Annotated in this window: 11 protein-coding genes; 8 read left to right on the top strand and 3 right to left on the bottom strand. The window is 71.2% G+C overall.

From position 1 onward, the window contains the following. Nucleotides 1-69 precede the first annotated feature (69 nt). Nucleotides 70-627: a GNAT family N-acetyltransferase gene (locus HDA39_RS35520; RefSeq protein WP_184802765.1), complete on the top strand. Its 558-nt coding sequence runs from the start codon at nucleotides 70-72 to the stop codon at nucleotides 625-627. 57 nt (nucleotides 628-684) lie between these two features. After that, nucleotides 685-1,977 (top strand): peptidase C39 family protein, encoded by a 1,293-nt coding sequence (locus HDA39_RS35515; RefSeq protein ID WP_184802763.1) that lies wholly within the window; start codon nucleotides 685-687, stop codon nucleotides 1,975-1,977. 6 nt (nucleotides 1,978-1,983) lie between these two features. Here the strand turns inward: HDA39_RS35515 and HDA39_RS35510 are convergent, their stop codons facing one another. Together HDA39_RS35510 and HDA39_RS35505 are read right to left on the bottom strand one after the other, a co-directional pair. Beyond that, nucleotides 1,984-2,784, bottom strand: coding sequence for an SAM-dependent methyltransferase (locus tag HDA39_RS35510; RefSeq protein WP_184802761.1), 801 nt, complete (start codon nucleotides 2,782-2,784; stop codon nucleotides 1,984-1,986). Then, a complete protein-coding gene (locus tag HDA39_RS35505; RefSeq protein ID WP_184802759.1) occupies nucleotides 2,781-4,460 on the bottom strand; it encodes a DUF2207 family protein in 1,680 nt (559 codons plus the stop codon). Before HDA39_RS35505 ends, HDA39_RS35510 begins: the two co-directional genes overlap by 4 nt. A gap of 230 nt (nucleotides 4,461-4,690) precedes the next feature. Here HDA39_RS35505 and HDA39_RS43945 point away from each other — a divergent pair, with 230 nt between their 5' ends. The 3 genes from HDA39_RS43945 (at nucleotide 4,691) to HDA39_RS35490 (ending at nucleotide 9,449) form a co-directional block, all read left to right on the top strand. After that, nucleotides 4,691-6,112, top strand: coding sequence for a neutral zinc metallopeptidase (locus HDA39_RS43945; protein WP_337926038.1), 1,422 nt, complete (start codon nucleotides 4,691-4,693; stop codon nucleotides 6,110-6,112). 121 nt (nucleotides 6,113-6,233) lie between these two features. Then, nucleotides 6,234-7,361: a neutral zinc metallopeptidase gene (locus tag HDA39_RS35495; protein ID WP_184802757.1), complete on the top strand. Its 1,128-nt coding sequence runs from the start codon at nucleotides 6,234-6,236 to the stop codon at nucleotides 7,359-7,361. 9 nt (nucleotides 7,362-7,370) lie between these two features. Continuing rightward, on the top strand, nucleotides 7,371-9,449 hold the full coding sequence (locus HDA39_RS35490) for a neutral zinc metallopeptidase (RefSeq protein WP_184802755.1): 2,079 nt from the start codon (nucleotides 7,371-7,373) through the stop codon (nucleotides 9,447-9,449). Here HDA39_RS35490 and HDA39_RS35485 read toward each other — a convergent pair. Continuing rightward, nucleotides 9,446-11,137, bottom strand: coding sequence for a DUF2207 domain-containing protein (locus HDA39_RS35485; RefSeq protein ID WP_184802753.1), 1,692 nt, complete (start codon nucleotides 11,135-11,137; stop codon nucleotides 9,446-9,448). The two genes, HDA39_RS35490 and HDA39_RS35485, sit on opposite strands and share 4 nt — an antisense overlap. Nucleotides 11,138-11,217: 80 nt before the next feature. Between HDA39_RS35485 and HDA39_RS35480 the strand changes: the two genes are divergently transcribed. The 3 genes from HDA39_RS35480 to HDA39_RS35470 are packed head-to-tail and all read left to right on the top strand — an operon-like array spanning nucleotide 11,218 to nucleotide 17,732. Further along, nucleotides 11,218-12,375 carry a neutral zinc metallopeptidase gene (locus HDA39_RS35480; RefSeq protein ID WP_184802751.1) on the top strand — a complete coding sequence of 386 codons (1,158 nt, stop codon included), beginning with the start codon at nucleotides 11,218-11,220 and terminating at the stop codon, nucleotides 12,373-12,375. Between the two features lie 57 nt (nucleotides 12,376-12,432). Next, nucleotides 12,433-16,374, top strand: coding sequence for a Pls/PosA family non-ribosomal peptide synthetase (locus HDA39_RS35475; protein WP_184802749.1), 3,942 nt, complete (start codon nucleotides 12,433-12,435; stop codon nucleotides 16,372-16,374). Continuing rightward, nucleotides 16,374-17,732, top strand: a complete 1,359-nt coding sequence (locus HDA39_RS35470) for a M1 family metallopeptidase (RefSeq protein WP_184802747.1) — start codon at nucleotides 16,374-16,376, stop codon at nucleotides 17,730-17,732. Before HDA39_RS35475 ends, HDA39_RS35470 begins: the two co-directional genes overlap by 1 nt. Nucleotides 17,733-17,743 lie beyond the last annotated feature (11 nt).

The raw sequence follows: 17,743 nt of genomic DNA, 5'->3' as shown, positions 1-17,743 counted from the left end.
TCAAGGGTAACGGTCACGGAGCACCACTCTTGACAAAAACCGGTTGCAGAGCTGCATACCGTAGAGCCGATGACTGCCTACCTGCCGATCACGACGGACCGGCTGACGCTGCGCCGGTACCGCGACACCGACTACGACGACCTGCTGAAGCTGCAGTCGAACGCCGAGGTGACGCGCTTCCTGCTGTACGACCCGAAGACCCCCGAGGAGGTCAAGGGCACGCTGGCCGGGCGGCTCGCGGACGTCGCGATGGACACCGACGGGCAGGCCCTCACGCTGGCCGTCGAGCTGACCGGGACCGGGCAGTACCTCGGTGAGGTGACCCTGTTCGTGAACTCGGCCGCGCAGCGCGCCGGCGAGATCGGGTACGTCTTCCTCCCGGAGTCGGCCGGGCACGGGTACGCCGGCGAGGCCGCGAAGGAACTGCTCCGGCTCGGTTTCGAGCACTTCGGCTGGCACCGGATGATCGCCCGGCTGGACGCCCGCAACACCGGCTCGGTGAAGCTGCTCGAGCGGCTCGGGATGCGGCGCGAGGCGCACTTCGTCCGCAACGAGTTCCTCAAGGGCGACTGGACCGACGAGCTGGTCTACGCCCTGCTCACCGACGAGTGGCCGGACAAGAAGTAACCTGCACGACACGTAACCCGTTACAGATTCACGGCGCGTGCCCTATCGTCGGAGAGTATGACCCCCGCCACTCGCTGTGCCTCCGCCCTGCTGGCCGCGGCACTGGTCGCTCCCATCGCGCTCACGCCGTCCCACGCCGCGCCCGCCCCGCCGCGGCGTGACATCGGCTACCACCAGTGGACCTCGCCGGTCGACTTCCTCGCCGGTCAGCACCAGGGCACGTCGATGGCCGGCGGCAACCTGGTCTTCCGCCGCCCGACCGGTACGACGTCGTACGTCGATCCGTTCGGCGACGGGACCGCGAAGACCTACGAGCAGGCCAGCTGGGTCTCGCCGGAGGTGCGGCCCGGGTTCGACCTGACCGAGCTGGTGGCGTCCTGGAACGCGACCACGCCGGCCGGGACCTGGATCGAGGTGTCGATGTCCGGTCGGTCCGACCTGGGCACGAGCACCAAGTGGTACGTGCTCGGCCGGTGGACCAGCGGCGACGACACGGCCGCCGGGACCATCCACCGGACGTCGGTGCCGGACCAGGAGGACACCGTCGGCGACGTCGCGGTCGACACCTTCGTGGCCAACGACGGGCACTCGCTGGACCGCTGGCGGCTCAAGGTGACCCTGTTCCGCCAGGCCGGGAGCCGGCAGGCGCCGGTGGTCCGGTCCGTCGGCGCGATGGCGTCGCGGCTGCCCGACGAGGAGACCGTGCCGGTCAGCCGGGGCGGTGGCGCGTGGGGCAAGGTGCTCGACGTACCGACGTACTCGCAGGAGACGCACATCGGGCACTACCCGCAGTGGGACAACGGCGGTGAGGCCTGGTGCTCGGCGACGTCCACCGCGATGGTGCTCGACTACTGGCGGGCCGGACCGAGCAAGCGGGAGACCTCCTGGGTCGACCCGGCCGACGAGGACCCGCAGGTCGACCACGCGGCCCGGATGGTCTTCGACTACGACTACGACGGTGCTGGGAACTGGCCCTTCAACACCGCGTACGCCGGAACGCGCAAGGTCGACGCCTTCGTCACCCGGTTGCGCTCGCTGACCGAGGCGGAGCAGTTCATCAAGGCCGGGATCCCGCTGGTCGCCTCGCTGTCGTTCGAGAAGGACGAGCTGCCCGGCGCCGGCTACGGGACCAACGGGCACCTGATGGTGATCGTCGGCTTCGACCGCGACGGCAACGTGGTGGTCAACGACCCGGCCTCGCACCTGATCAAGAGCAACGACGAGGTCCGGACGACGTACGACCGCAAGGCCTTCGAGAACGCCTGGGTCCCGCACTCGGGCGGGCTGGTCTACGTCATCCACCCGGCCTGGAAGCAGCTGCCACGGACGGGCGCGCAGGACAACTGGTGACCAGCCCTACGGCTTGACGGCCAGGCCGGCGGCGATCAGGCGTTCCCAGTCGGTCAGGTCGTCGACCGGCTGCTCCGGCCGCCACTCGGCGGCCGGGACGATACCGGGCTCGAGGACCTCGAGCCCGGCGCCGAACAGCGCGCGGATCTCGTCGTCGGTCCGCCAGCGGCCGCGGCCCAGCGAGCCCTGCAGCAGCTCCTGCATCTCCGCGCTGCGCGGGTCGTTCTCGCTGCGGAAGTGGCTGATGAACACGTAGCTGCCGGAAGCGATCCGCTCGGCCCAGAAGCGGACCAGCGCGGCCGGGTCCTCGTCGTCGTTCAGGTGGTGCAGGACCGCGCTGAGCACGATCGCGACCGGCTTCCCGAAGTCGATCAGCGCGCCGGTCTGCCCGCTGGTGTAGATCGACTCGGCGTCGCGCAGGTCGGCCTGGAGGACCGTGGTGCGCTCGTTCTCCTCGAGCAGCGCGCGGCCGTGCGCGAGCACGACCGGGTCGTTGTCGACGTACACGACCTTGGTCTCGGGCGTGTACCGCTGGGCGACCTGGTGCACGTTGTCGGCGGTCGGCAGGCCGCTGCCCAGGTCCACGAACTGGCGGACCTTCGTGGTGGTGACGATCTCCCGCACGGCCCGGATCAGCGCCGCGCGGTTGTCGTGCGCGATCGCCTGCGACCCGGGCAGGTCCTTAATGAACTTGTCGCCCAGCGCGCGGTCGACCGCGAAGTTGTCCTTGCCACCGAGCAGGTAGTCGTAGGTCCGCGCGATGCTCGGCCGGGTCTGGTCGACCCCGGCGATCTCCTGGCCGCTCATCGGGTGAAGAGGGCGCCGGTCAGGTTGGTGGTCAGGTTGCGCAGCGAGTCGGGCAGGTGCTGCAGGTGCCAGCCGCGGGGTCCCCGGTACCAGGGGAAGCCCTCGTCCTCGTCGTCGTCCACGTCGGTGGCGACGAGCGCGTCGATCCAGCGTTCCGAACCGCCCAGGACCACGGCGTACGGGAGTGCGCGGGAGCAGAGCTCGACGTGCTGGTCGCTGGGCAGCTCGCTGACGTCCATCTCCAGCAGCTCGCCACGGATGGCCGCGACCTGGCCGAGGACGCGACCGGCGGCCGGGGCCTTGGCAGGCATGTGCCGGCCGATCACCAGCAGGCCGACGCCGACAGCGGTGACGGCGATGCCGAGCAGGCCCCAGCTGCTGAACAGGGCGAGCAGGACGATCAGTACGACGCCCAGCACGGTCAGGCCGAGCCCGACGGTCGTCCACAGCGAGCGGGTCCGGTCCGGGCGCTCGGTGAACCAGCCGCGCTTCACCACTCCGTCGTACAGGGCGTCCTGGACCTGGCCGAGGTTGGCGCGGACCTGCGGGCCGAGCTCGGAGACCAGGACGGTGTCGTTGTCGCCGAAGATCGCGCGGACCAGGACGTTCTCGTAGCGCTGCAGCTCCTCCGACGGGGCGTTCGCGACCCGCTTGAGCTGCCAGTCCGGCCGGGCGTACTCGTTGGCGTGCTCGAGCTCGGTGATGGTCAGGTGGCCGCGGACCGCGAGGTCGATGATCGTCGCGGTCACGTCGACCGGGTCGATCCGCTCGTCGATCAGCGTGCCGACCTCACCGGGGCGCAGGTCGGCCGGCGGCGTGAAGTCGATCCGGGTGTCCTGGCCGAGGCTGAACAGCGAGGCCGGTACGACGCGGCTCGGGTCGACCTGGTCGCGGCCGCGCAGGCGGTACAGGGCCAGCAGTCCGCCGGCGCCGAGCAGCAGCACCGCCAGGGCGGTGATCAGCTGGGCGGTGTCGGTGGAGAAGGCCCGCTTGAAGGTCTTGCGGTACTCGACGATCGAGTTCGCGGCGATCTCGCCCGCGGGGAAACCGACCGTCATCCGGACCGTGTTGCCCGGCGGCAGGCCCTGCTGCCGGAACGTCGGCCCGGCGGTCTCGCCGAGCTGCGCCAGCGTGCACGGGTGGTTGCTGTCGACCGCGCCGGCCACGCAGAACACGTGCGTGACCTCGGGGGTGCTGTAGACGATGTTGGCGTCCTGCACCGTGTACGACAGGCCGGTCAACGGCGAGAACCGGACCTCCGTGCCGTTCAGCGTGCTCGCCACCGCACCGCGAACGGTGTAGGTGAAGTCGAGCTGCGCGTCCCCGCTGACGTCCTCGACCGCGATCGAGGTGATGTCGCCGTCGACGCTCTGCTCGGCCTTCTTCGTCTCACCGCCGGCCTTGACCTGCAGGTCCTCGATCCTCTGCACGTGGTCGACGTCGTCGGCCAGGTGGTCGGTGGTGAGCAGGAACCGGGTGAAGGTCCCGGTCACGTTGCTCAGCTTCCACGTCTCGGAGACCTTGAGCGCACCGTCGCGGTCCACCCTGATCTCACTGTCGTAGTTGGTCACCACCGGATCGGCGGCAGCACCCAGGCCGGACGCACCGGCTTGAGCACCGGTCAGGACCAGAATTCCGAGCGCGCACAGGGACACCCCGAGCAGACGTAGACGCATCGCCCAATCACACCGTATCGAGAGGGTCAGGAAGGACGGTCCCCTGCGGTACGACGTGCAGTGGCCGCTTGCAGGGGGCACCTTACCGGTACTCGTGCCCGGCGCAACGATTCCGCCAGGTGGACCGGGAGGGCCCGGCAGCGGACTGAGCCCGGACTCGGATAGCGTCTGGCGGTGCGGCTGCGCCCCGAGCCGCGCAGTGACCGCCGGCGGGGCACGGGAGAGTGCGCGTGTCCGACAACCAGTGGGGACCTCCTGGTCAGTACCCGCAGCAGCCACCGCAGGGTCCGTACCAGCCGCCGGGCCCGCCGCAAGGGCAGCCGCAGGGCCAGTACCCGCAGGGGCAGCCGCCTCAGTACGGGCAACCGCCGTACGGGCAGCCGCAGTACGGCGGGCAGCCGGGCGGGCAGCCGCAGTACGGCGGGCAGCCGGGCGGGCAGCCGCCGTACGGGGGCCAGCCTGGGTACCCGGGACAGGTGCCGCCGCCGGGGCCGTTGGCGCCGCAGCCGTGGCAGACGCAGCCGCACTACACCGCGCGCACGCCGATGCAGCAGTTGCCGCACGGGATCGGCTGGGGTGCACCGCAGGGCCCAGGGGGTCCCGGTGGACCGCAGGGACCGTACGGGCCGGGTGGGCCGCGCGGACCGCGGAAGAAGAGCAAGGCGATCTGGTTCGTCGTACCGCTGATCGTCGTCGGCGTCGCGTTCCTGGCGCTGCGCATCGTCAGCTTCACGCTCAAGAGCAACGGGCCGGACGACTACTCGAGCCCGAGCGCCCCGGTTTCGACCTACTCGCCGTCCCCATCCGCCGATCCCTCCACGAGCCCGACCACCGAGCCGACCGGCGTACCGAGCAGGCCGCCGACCACCGCGCCGACGGCGACCAAGCCGACCGCGCCGCGGACCACCACCACGACGCCGCCGGCCCGCCGCGGTCCGACCGACTACGAGGTCGTCAGCCGTAACCGGATCTACTCGACCGGCGTGATGCCCGGCACCGGCTGCAAGGAGAGCCGCGCCCGGCCGGCGAACACCGCCGGCGCCAACACCAACTACGTCCAGCTGAAGGCCTGCCTGGCCCGCGCCTGGACCGCCCAGGTCCGCAGGTCCGGCGCGACCTTCCGGCAGCCGACCGTGGTCAGCTTCACCGGAACGGTCCAGTCGCCGTGCGGCGGCACGATGAGCGACACCGGCCCGCCGTTCTACTGCAGCGCCAACGAGACCATCTACATGAACCTGCGCGAGGACATCGGCAACTACGGCCGGTACGACAAGGTGTGGGCGCGGATGTGGATGCTGCACCAGTTCGCGCACGAGTACGGCCACCACGTCCAGCACCTGACCGGCATCCTCCAGGCCAACCACAACATGCGGTACGAGGCGGAGACCCGGGCGGAGCAACTGGAGATGAGCCGGCGGCTGGAACTGCAGGCGTCCTGCTTCAGCGACGTGTTCATCGGCGCCAACAAGCGGACCTACCCGGTGACCGGGCGCTCGCTGCAGCAGTGGCGGTTCCTGATCGTCAACGTGACCGACAACGGCAACGACCACGGTGACGCCCCGAACCACCAGTACTGGGCCCTGCGGGGGTTCAACAGCCGCAACCCGGGTGCCTGCAACACCTTCACCGCCCCCTCGGCACGCCTGAGGTAGCGGATACCCGGCGTGGTCCCGGATGATCGGCGCAGGCAATGTGCTGACGTGGGCGGGTGCTGATGGATAGCCTGGCCGTCCGGATCACGCCCTGTGTGTCCCGGGGGGATGAGGATCAACCGTGTCTGACCAGGACTGGAGCGCACCAGCACCACCGCCGGGACCGATGCCCGACGGGTCGATACCGCTCTATGCCAGTTACCCACCACCCGGTACGCCGGGTGGCGGGCCGGCGTTGCCGCAGGTGGGCTGGGGGCCCGACTTCGGTGCCGACGGCCACATCCGGCACGGCGGGCCACAGCGCAAGCGCCGGACCGGCCTGGTGGCCGGCGTGCTGCTGCTCGGTGGGGTCGGTGCGCTCGTGGTGATCGCGGCGCTCACGCTGCGTAGCAGTAACGCGCCGACCGTCGCTCCGTCGTACGGGCCGGGGGCCGCGCCGACCAGTGCGACCGCCGCGCCGACCGAGCCGGACGACAGCCCGCCCGGAACCCCGGGAGGGCCGGGGGCGTCGCAGGACAGTGCCGCGATCGTCCGGACCGACGGCTTCTACCGCAGCGGGGTGCAGAAGACGGTGAACTGCCGGGAGCCGCAGATCGCGCTGGCCACGGCGGGAGCGGTGCAGACCTACTACGCGAACCTGATCGGCTGCCTCAACCGCGCCTGGACGCCGTTGGTCCGCGCCGGGCAGGACCAGTACGCCGCACCGCGGGTGATCTTCTGGGCCGGCACCGTGGTGTCGCCGTGCACGAGCTCGTCCCCGACGTCGTTCTACTGCTCGGCGAACCGGACGCTGTACCTGAAGTTCGAGGACGACGTGAAACTGTGGAACCGGGCCCCGGACGACGCCAACCGGTCGTTCGCGCGGATGTGGGCGACGTACACGGCCGGGCACGAGTTCGGGCACCATATCCAGCAGCTGGCCGGGATACTGCCGGCCGCCGCGCGGCTGGAGTACGACGCGCCGGACCAGGACGCGCGGCTCGAGGTGAGCCGGCGGATCGAGCTGCAGGCGTCGTGCCTCGGAGCGGCGTTCATGGGGGCCAACCAGGCGTCGTACGGGATCACCGGTCTGGATCTGACCATCTACCGGCGTTACGTCGAGGCTCAGACCGGGGATGAGAACAACCGTGGCGGCCCACGGGACCACGGAGCGCGGAGCAGTCACCAGTACTGGGCCGCGCAGGGCTTCAACACTGTCAACAGCGCCAACTGCAACACGTTCACGGCTTCGGCCAGCAAGGTCTCGTGAGGAGTATCGATGTCGGACAACTGGAATCCACCCCCTGGGCGGGAGCCGTCGGAGCCGGAGGGCGAGCAGCCCGCCGGCAACCCTGGCACGCCCCCGCGGGATGGCCAGTCGCCCCGCTGGTGGACCGAATCCACCGACAAGCCCGAGGAGTACCTGAAGCCGGACTCCCCGCCACAGAACCACCCGGTCCCGCCACCGACGCAGCCCCCGGCCGCGCCGCAGTGGTACACCCCGGGCCTGAGCGACGACCAGTCCGGCAACCGGCCCACCGCGGCGAACCAGCCAGGTGGTCAGCAGCCCGGCGGCAACCAGCCGGGTGGTCAGCCGACCGGCGGTAATCAGCCTGGCGGTCAGCCGACCGGCGGCAACCAGCCTGGCGGTAACCAGCCCGGCGGCCGCCACGGCACAGGCCCTCAGCCAGGTGGTCAGCCCGGCGCCGCAGGACAGCCCGGTCCGCAGGGCGGCCCCGGCAACCCCGGCTGGAGCCTCCCGCCGCAGGGCCAGCCGGAGCAGCCCCCGCGCGGCCAGCACGCGGCCCCGCCGCCCAGCGCACCCCGCCCCAACACCAGCGGCTACCGCTCCCACACCGGCACCGGCGCGACACCCGCAGCCGGCCCGGGCGGCGGCACGCCCCCGACCGACGGCCCTCCCGCGAGCGGTGCCGCCTGGAGCCAGGGCGTCCCACCGGGCACCGGCGCGACGCCGGGCGCTGGCGCGACGCCGGGCGCTGGCGCGACGCCGGGCGCTGGCGCGACGCCGGGCACCGGCCCGGGCGCTGGCACCCCTCCGACCGACGGCCCGCCCGCGGCCAACTCCGGCTGGGGGCGCCGCGACGACTCAGCGGCCGGCTCCACAGGCACCCCCTCTCAAGGTCCTGCTGCCGGTCAGGGTGGGTTCACTGGCTCTTGGCCTACCGCGTCAACCGGACCGGTGCCGCCTCCTTCGACTGGTGGGTGGCCCGGCCCCAACACCGGGCCTCAGCAGCCCCAGAACCCCTGGTCCGGAGCAGCCGGTGCAGGTGGGTGGCAGCAGCAGGGTGGGCCCAACGGACCCCAGGGCGGGCAGCCGACCTGGCAGTATCCGCCGATTCCGATCCCCAAGCCCCCGGGCCCGGGCCGTCGCCGCAAGCCGCGGCAGCTGTCCAAGGGCATTCTCGTCATGCTCGTGGCGCTGGCTGTGCTGGTGGTCGGCTCCGGCGTCACCGTCGCGCTGAAGCTGACCGGTGACGACACCCCGACCACTCCGGTCGCCGTCGACACACCTTCGGAGACCCCGTCGGAAACGCCGTCCGAGACCCCGTCCGTGACGCCGACGCCGACACCCACCCCGAAGCCGACGCCGAAACCGAAGCCCAAGCCGCGCGTCCCCACGCCGTACGAGGTGGTGGCGCAGAACAAGATCTACTCGGTCGGCGCGCTGCAGCCGACCAAGTGCGTCGAGCCGCCGTTCCGGCCGACCACGTTCGCGGCGACCAAGGCCTACTACCAGCGCATCCTGCCGTGCCTCAACCGCACCTGGTACCTCGCGCTGAAGAAGGCCGGCCAGCCGTTCCGCGCGCCGGCCCTGATCGTCTACGCCAACACGGTGAAGACCCCGTGCGGCACCGAGCGCGGCACCCGCGGCTACTACTGCGGCGCGAACCAGGCGATCTACATGCCGTTCAACGTCGACTACAACAACTACAAGATCAACCCGAACTACACCCGGGCGTGGATGCTGAACACGATCGCGCACGAGTACGGGCACCACATCCAGCAGCTGACCGGCATCTTCCGGGCCAGCTTCGCCCGCCAGGCGACGATGGCCGACCCGAACCTGCGGCTGCTGGAGTCACGCCGGCGCGAGCTGCAGGCGGCTTGCTTCGGCTCGGCGTACCTGGGCGCGAACGCGGCGTTCATCCCGATGCGCGGCGACCTGCTGAACAACTGGAAGTTCGCGGTCGCGAACGCCGGGGACGAGTTCAGCCGGCCGCGGATCCGCGACCACGGCTCGAAGGTCAACCACAACCGCTGGTCGATCCGCGGCTTCACCTTCAAGAACCCGATCTACTGCAACACCTTCAGCACCAACCCGCAGTACACGAGCTAGAAGCTGAACAGTTGGCGTGACGCGGTCAGCGAGCCACCGAAGACGGTGACGAAGCTGGTCAGCGACTCCCCGATGTCGGACAGGTGCCAGCCCTCCGGGCCGGAGTACCAGCCGATGCCGGCATCGGGGTCGTCGTCGTCATCGGTCGCCGCGATCTCCAGCGCCCACTTCTCGGTCAGCCCGAGCACAGCGGCGTACGGCAGGCAGCGGGACGCGAACTCGAGCCGGTGGCTCTGCGGCAGGCTCGCCGAGGTCTCGTCGGCCAGGTAGCGCTGCAGGCCACTCACACGACCCAGTACGGCGGCGCCGCGCGCCGTCCGCGCCGGAGCGACCTGTCCGGCCAGCGACAACGCCACACCGGCCAGGATGACGGCCAGCCCGACCAGTCCGAACTTGGTGACGACGGCCAGCACGATCGTCAGCACCACACCGGCACCGACCAGCACCAGACCGGCGGTGGTCCACCGGTTCCGGACGGCGTCCGGGCGGCTGGCGAACCAGCCCTGCGTGACGACGTCGGCGTACAGCTGCTCGCGCACCAGGTTGAGCCGGGGCCGCAGCGACGAGCCCAGCGTCGACACCTGGACGGTCTCACCGTCGGCGAAGACCGCGTCGAGCAGGGCCTTCTCGTACGGCAGCAGCTCGGGCCCGCCCTCGTTCAGCCGGACCAGCTGCCAGTCGTGCCGGCCGAACTGCGTCCCGCGCGGCAGCTCGACGATGGTCAGGTAGTTGCGGACGGCAAGGTCCAGCAAGGTCGCGGTGATGTCGACGACGTCGGCCGACTCGTCCACGACGGTGCCGACCTGGCCCGGCCGGATCCCGTCCGGGGCGGCGAACTGCGGCCCGTCGGTCCCGTCCAGCACCGGGCGCTCCGGCGCGCCCTCACCGGTCTTGCCGGCGTCGCGTCCCTTGAAGAACCACAGCGCGGCCGCGGCCAGTACGCCGAGCCCGAGCAGCAGCGCGCTCAGCCCGATCGTCGAAGCGTCCGCGGAGAAGGCGTGGTGCAGCGACCAGCGGGTCTTGAACTCGGCGTTCGGCGTGACGGTCGCCTGGCCGCTCAGCCCGGTCAGGAAGGTGACCCGGCCCCCGGCGGGCACCTGGAGCTGCTCGATCACGATCTCGGCCGACTCGCCCAGCTGGTACGACGTACAGGGCATGCTCGAGCCGGTGCGACCGGCGAAGCAGGTCAGCCAGGTGGCGAACGGGACGTTCACTGACAGGGTCGCCTTCGGGATCGCCGCGCCGAAGCCCTGGAGCACCGGCCAGCTCACCTCGCGGCCCTCGGTGGAGTCGGCCACGACGTTGTCGACGTCGTAGGTGTAGACGACCTTCGTCGGCCCGGACGCCTGCACCGACAGCTGCCGGCCGTTCTCGATCTCGGTGTCGCTGAAGCCACCGGCGGGCTGCCCGTTCACGGTCGCCGACACGTTGCTGATGTCGTAGACCCGGTCGTCGTCGGCGTTCGAGCGGACCCGCGTCGCCAGCGTCCGGACGAAGGTGTCGCCGCCGGCCGTGACGTCGACGGTCTCCTTGACCTTGAGCACGCCGTCACCGGTCAGCGTCGCCTCGGCGGCGTACGCCGTGATCTTGTCGTCGGCCGCCTGGGCAGGCAGCGCGCCCACGGCAACGAACGGGAACGACAGGGCGACGAGCAGGGCAGCCGGTAGGAGGCGGCGCTTCAGTGACATGGGGTGAGAGTAGTCTCGGGGCGGTTCGCCCAGCGAACCCGCGACGACCTGCCACCGGCACAGAAGGGGTCCTGCGACCAGTGAGCAACCCGTACGACTACAACCGACCCCAGGACCGGCCGCAGGGCTATCGCCCGCCGGCTCCGCCGCCCGGCGTACTGCCTCCGCCGCAGCCGGGCCAGTGGCAGCAGGGACCGCCGCAGCAGTTCCAGCCGCAGTACCCCCAGCAGGGTCAACTCCAGCCGGGCCGGTACCCGCAGTACCAGCAGCAGCCCGGTCAGTGGCCGCAGCCGCACTACGGCAGCCCGAACCACTTCAACGGCTTCCAGCCGCCCCCGCGGCGGCGCGGCTCGGGGGCGGCCAAGTTCGTCCTGCTCGGCTTCTTCGCGCTGGCCTTCGTCGGCATCACCCTGGCGGTCGTCGGCGCGGTCCTGACCGAAAGCTCCGACAGCACGGCGATCCCCGAGAACAGCGGCCCGTCGATCGTCCCGACCGCGACCACCAAGCCGGACAAGGGCACCGCCGAGGACTACCTGGTCAACAGCGCGCTCTACACCGCCGGTGGTCTCGGTGAGCTGAACTGCCCGGCGCAGAAGCTCGGCGACGGCAGCCTGGCGGCGCAGAAGGTCTACTACGAGAAGCTCTTCAAGTGCCTGAACGACGCCTGGCGGCCGGCGCTGAACAAGATCGGCGTGAACAAGCCCGACCCGGGCCTGGTCGTGTTCGACAAGCCGGTCAACACCGCGTGCGGGAAGTTCAGCCCGCTGTCCGGCCGGGTGCTCGCGTTCTACTGCTACGGCAACCAGGTGATGTACACCGACGTGCTGCAGATGAACAAGGCGTTCGGGCCGAAGGAGGACCTGGCCTACCTGATGACGATCGCGCACGAGTACGGCCATCACATCCAGGGCGTCACCGAGCTGTTCTACGCGCGGGCCTACTACCTGCAGGACCACCCGAGCCAGAAGCTGGAGAGCTCCCGCCGCAACGAGGTCCAGGCCTCCTGTCTGGGCGGCGTGTTCAGCCGGGCGGTCGAGAAGAGCTACCCCTTCACCAACCGGATGAAGGAGTTCGAGTTCCAGTCCAGCCACAGTTTCGGCGAGTCCGAGGACACGCCGCCGGACGAGCGGACACACGGTCTGGCCAGCACACAGGGCTTCTGGATCATGAACGGCTTCAACATCGGCGAGACCAAGGCCTGCAACACCTTCGCCGCGCCGGCCGGTCTGGTGAAGTGACCGTCTGAGTGGTGTCGTGTTCGCCTGCGGTTCAGCGGATCGCAGTATCATCCGGCCGTGACGTTGCGACGGGGGGACAGTGCGCCGCCCGAGCGCACCCTGGTGGACATCCTGCACGAGACCGCGGGCAAGTACCCCGACGATCCCGCGCTGGACGACTCGCACGTCAGCCTCAGCTACCGCGAACTGCTCACCCAGGTGGGCAAGTTCGCGGGCCGGCTGACGGCGCTCGGGATCGGGCCGGGCGACCGGGTCGGCGTCCGGATCTCGTCCGGGCACAACGACCTGTACGTCGCGATCCTGGGCACGCTGCAGGCCGGAGCGGCGTACGTCCCGGTCGACGCGGACGACCCGGCCGAGCGCGCCGAACTCGTCTTCGGTGAGGCGGCGGTCGCCGCGATCGTCACCGACGGCCTGGAGATCGCGGGCACGCGCCCGGGCGGACCGGACGAGGACGGCTACTACGACTTCCCGTACTCGGCCCGCATGGAGCCGCCCGGAGCGCTGGGCGGCGGCGCCGAAGCCGGCGCTCCCGCCGGACGGGTTACCGGCCACTCGGGCGACGGGCCTTCGCCCGACGACGACGCCTGGATCATCTTCACCTCCGGGTCGACCGGCGTCCCGAAGGGCGTCGCCGTCACGCATCGCTCGGCCGCGGCGTTCGTCGACGCCGAGGCGCGGATGTTCCTGCAGCAGGAGCCGATCGGCTCCGACGACCGTGTGCTGGCCGGCCTGTCGGTCGCGTTCGACGCGTCCTGCGAGGAGATGTGGCTCGCCTGGCGGTACGGCGCGTGCCTGGTCCCCGCGCCGCGTTCGCTCGTCCGCAGCGGCATGGACCTCGGCCCCTGGCTCGTCGCGCAAGGCATCACGGTCGTCTCGACCGTGCCGACGCTCGCCGCGCTCTGGCCCGCCGACGCGCTGGACGCCGTACGGCTGCTGATCTTCGGCGGCGAGGCCTGCCCGCCCGAGCTGGCCGAGCGGCTGGCGATCGACGGTCGCGAGGTCTGGAACACCTACGGCCCGACCGAGGCGACCGTCGTCGCGTGCGGCGCGCAGCTGACCGGCGACGGCCCGGTCCGGATCGGCCTGCCGCTGGACGGCTGGGACCTTGCCGTAGTCGATGCCCAGGGCAATGAAGTGGCCGAGGGTGAGATCGGCGAGCTGATCATCGGCGGCGTCGGCCTGGCCCGGTACCTGGACCCGGCCAAGGACGCGGAGAAGTTCGCGCCGATGACGTCGCTGGGCTGGGAGCGCGCGTACCGCAGCGGCGACCTGGTCCGCAAGGACGAGGCCGGGCTGCTGTTCCAGGGCCGCGCCGACGAGCAGATCAAGCTCGGCGGCCGGCGGATCGAGCTGGGCGAGGTGGACGCTGCCCTGCAGGCATTGCCCGGTGTCTCCGGTGCGGCGGCCGCCGTACGGACTAGTGCCGGAGGCAACCAACTCCTGGTCGGCTACGTGGTCGCCGAGGAGTCCTTCGACCAGAAGGCCGCCACGGAACGCCTCCGCGAAGCCCTCCCGGCCGCGCTCGTCCCGCTGCTCGCGATCACCGACACCCTCCCGACACGCACGTCCGGCAAGGTCGACCGCAACGCGCTCCCCTGGCCCCTGCCCGGCATGGACAGCGACGCCCCCGCGGCAGAACTCGACGGTACGGCGGGCTGGCTGGCCGAGCGCTGGACGTCCGTCCTCGGCGCCAAGGTCACAGGGCCCGACAACGACTTCTTCCTGCACGGCGGCGGCAGCCTCGCCGCGGCCCAGCTCGTCTCCGCGCTGCGCGAGCGGTACGCCGAGATCACCGTCGCGGACATCTACGAGTACCCCCGGCTCGGCGCGCTCGCCGACCGCCTGGACTCGTCCACCGCGACGTACGAACCGATCGAGATCCGTGAGATCCGTCCGATCCCGCCGGGCACGCAACTCCTGCAGACCGCGTTGACGCTGATCCTGCAGACCGTGGTCGGCGTGCGCTGGCTGGTCTACCTGTTCACGCTGAACAACGTGCTCGCAGTCACCGCCGGCGACCACCCCTGGATGCGCACGGTGTCCTGGTGGTGGATCCTCGTCGGCTGGTTGCTGCTGATCACCCCGGCCGGCCGGATGGGCATCGCCGTCGTCGGCGCGCGCATCCTGCTGCGCGGCCTCAAACCGGGCGTCTACCCACGCGGCGGCAACGTGCACGTCCGGCTCTGGGCCGCGGAGAACCTGGCCGACGCGGCCGGCGCCGCGAACCTGGCCGGCGCTCCGTGGATCGCGTACTACGCCCGCGCGCTCGGCGCGAAGGTCGGCCGCGGCGTCGACCTCCACACGCTGCCGCCGGTGACCGGCCTGCTGACGATGGGCCGCGGCGCGTCGATCGAGCCCGAGGTCGACCTGTCCGGCTACTGGATCGACGGCGACCGGCTGCACGTCGGCGCGGTGCAGGTCGGCGCCGAGGCCGTGATCGGGTCGCGCAGCACGTTGCTGCCCGGTGCGGAGATCGGCCGTGGCGCCGAGATCGCGGCCGGGTCGGCGGTCTCCGGCAAGGTCCCGTCGAACGAGCGCTGGTCCGGCTCGCCCGCGAGCCGGGTCGGCCGTGCGCGTCGCCCCTGGCCCGAGGAACGCCCGGCCCGGGCGCCCTGGTGGGTCCTCGCGTACGGCGCGGCGTCGGCGCTGATGTCGCTGCTCCCGGTCGCCGCGGCGGTCGCCGCGATCGCCGTACTGGGGGTGTTCATCAAGGGGACCGCGTCGCTGGGCGATGCCGCGCTGAAGGCGCTGGCCGCGATCCCGCTGATGACGCTGGTCGGCTTCGTGTCGCTGGCCGTGCTGACGCTGATCGGCGTACGGATCCTCGGACTCGGGATCAAGCCGGGGCACTACCCGGTGCGCAGCCGGATCGGCTGGCAGGTGTGGGCGACCGAGCGGCTGCTCGACTCGGCCCGGACGTTGCTGTTCCCGCTCTACGCGAGCCTGCTGACGCCGTGGTGGCTGCGCGCGCTCGGCGCGAAGATCGGCCGCGACGTCGAGGCGTCGACCGTGCTGCTGCTGCCGAAGATGACGACTGTGGGTGACGGCGCGTTCCTGGCCGACGACACCATGATCGGGTCGTACGAGCTGGGCGGTGGCTGGTTGCACGTGGCCGGCGCGAAGGTCGGCAAGCGCGCGTTCCTCGGCAACTCCGGGATGACCGCGCCGGGCCGGTCGGTGCCGAAGAACGGGCTGGTCGCGGTGCTGTCGGCCGCGCCGAAGAAGTCCAAGGCCGGGACGTCGTGGCTGGGCAGCCCGCCGGTGAAGCTGCGCCGGCAGGCCGTCGCGGGCGACCAGAGCCGGACCTTCAACCCGCCGTACCGGCTGAAGGTGGCGCGGGCGCTGGTCGAGCTGTGCCGGTTCGTCCCGATGATGTGCACGGTGCTGATCGCGCTCGGGGTGCTGTTCGCCCTGCAGGCGCTGGACGTCTGGCTCGGGCCGTGGTGGACCGTGCTGCTGTCCGGCGCGGTGATCCTGGCCGCCGGTGCGGTCGCGGGCGGGATGGCGACGGTGGCCAAGTGGGTCGTCGTCGGCCGGACCCGTGCGGTCGAGTACCCGCTGTGGAGCTCGTTCGTCTGGCGCAACGAGGTGGTCGACAGCTTCGTCGAACTCGTCGCGGCGCCCTGGTTCGCCAACGCGGCCGCTGGTACGCCGGTACTCGCGCTGTGGCTGCGCACGCTCGGCGCGAAGATCGGCAAGGGCGTCTGGTGCGAGACGTACTGGTTGCCCGAGGCCGATCTGATCACGCTCGGCGACGGTGCCACGGTGAATCGCGGGTGCGTGCTCCAGACGCACCTGTTCCATGACAGGGTGATGTCCATGAGCACCGTCACCTTCGGCCCAGGGTCGACGCTGGGGCCGCACGGCATCGTGCTGCCGGCCGCGTCGATCGGTGCGGGCGCCACCGTCGGCCCGGTCTCGCTGGTGATGCGGGGTGAGAGCGTGCCGGCCGGTACTCGCTGGGCCGGCAATCCGATCGCACCCTGGCAGGGTTGATGGTCGCCGGTTCCCAGGGCCGGGCCGAGCAGGGCGCTGATACCGCGGGTGATCCCTACGTCCCCACGCACGGCAACGGCGGCTACTCCGTCGAGTCCTACGAGCTCGACCTCGACTACCGGGTCAGCAGCAACCGCCTGACCGGCAAGGCGACGATCACCGCGGTCGCGACGCACGCGCTGTCCCGGCTCAGCCTCGACCTCGGCAGCCTGCGGGTGAGCAAGGTGGCCGTCAACGGCCGCCGCGCCGCCCGCTACGCGCACCGCTCCGGCAAGCTGCACATCACCCCGGCCGCGGTGATCCCGGACGGTGCGGAGTTCGTCGTCGACGTCCAGTACGCCGGGAACCCGGCGCCCGCCGACAGCCCGTGGGGCGAGCTCGGCTGGGAGGAGCTGACCGAAGGCGTGATCGTCGCCAGCCAGCCCAGCGGCGCGGCCACCTGGTTCCCGTGCAACGACCACCCCGGCGACAAGGCGCACTACCGGATCACCGTCACCACCGACTCGCCGTACCACGTGATCGCGAACGGCCGGCTCGTGTCGCGCCGCACCAAGGCCAGCCGGACCAGCTGGGTCTACGACATGGCCGCGCCGATGGCGACGTACTTGGCGACCATCCAGATCGGCCGGTACGACGTACTGGAGCTGGCGGCGTCGCCGGTGACCCAGCGCGCGGCCCTGCCGCAGACGCTGATCAAGGACTTCCGGACCGACTTCGGCCGGCAGCAGGACATGATGAAGCTGTTCTGCGCGCTCTTCGGGCCGTACCCGTTCACGGCGTACACGGTGGTCGTCACGGACGACCCGCTGGAGATTCCCCTGGAGGCACAGGGGATCTCGGTGTTCGGCAGCAACCACCTGGACGGCCGGCGCGGGTCGGAGCGGCTGGTCGCGCACGAGCTCGCACACCAGTGGTTCGGCAACAGCCTGACCCCGGCGACCTGGCAGGACATCTGGCTGAACGAGGGCTTCGCCTGCTACGCCGAGTGGTTGTGGTCGGAGGAGTCCGGCGGGCTGTCGGCCAACCAGCAGGTCTCCAGGGCGTACAGCCGGCTGGCGTCGCTGGACGAGGAGCTGGTGCTGTCGGATCCCGGGCCGGAGCTGATGTTCGACGACCGGCTCTACAAGCGCGGCGCGATCACCCTGCACGTCCTGCGCCAACTGCTCGGCGACACCGCGTTCTTCGACCTGCTGCGCGACTGGACCAAGACGTACCGGCACGGCTCGGTGACCACCGAGGACTTCATCGCCCTGGCCGCGGCTACTGCCGACGACCCCGACGCCGTCCACCAGGTCTTCGCCGACTGGCTGTACGCCGCCGAACTCCCGCCACTACCCCGGAGCCGTCGCCGCCGATGAGGTGGCTCGTC

This window comes from Kribbella italica (assembly GCF_014205135.1).
In the GTDB taxonomy this organism is placed as follows: Bacteria; Actinomycetota; Actinomycetes; order Propionibacteriales; family Kribbellaceae; genus Kribbella; species Kribbella italica.
Note: the sequence above shows the minus strand (reverse complement) of the source record. Positions and strands in the feature narration are given on the sequence as shown.

Coding starts and splice junctions, on each gene's coding strand:
- HDA39_RS35520 (WP_184802765.1), top strand. CDS start 70: ATGACTGCCTACCTGCCGATCACGACGGACCGGCTGACGCTGCGCCGG.
- HDA39_RS35515 (WP_184802763.1), top strand. CDS start 685: ATGACCCCCGCCACTCGCTGTGCCTCCGCCCTGCTGGCCGCGGCACTG.
- HDA39_RS35510 (WP_184802761.1), bottom strand. CDS start 2,784: ATGAGCGGCCAGGAGATCGCCGGGGTCGACCAGACCCGGCCGAGCATC.
- HDA39_RS35505 (WP_184802759.1), bottom strand. CDS start 4,460: ATGCGTCTACGTCTGCTCGGGGTGTCCCTGTGCGCGCTCGGAATTCTG.
- HDA39_RS35490 (WP_184802755.1), top strand. CDS start 7,371: ATGTCGGACAACTGGAATCCACCCCCTGGGCGGGAGCCGTCGGAGCCG.
- HDA39_RS35485 (WP_184802753.1), bottom strand. CDS start 11,137: ATGTCACTGAAGCGCCGCCTCCTACCGGCTGCCCTGCTCGTCGCCCTG.
- HDA39_RS35470 (WP_184802747.1), top strand. CDS start 16,374: ATGGTCGCCGGTTCCCAGGGCCGGGCCGAGCAGGGCGCTGATACCGCG.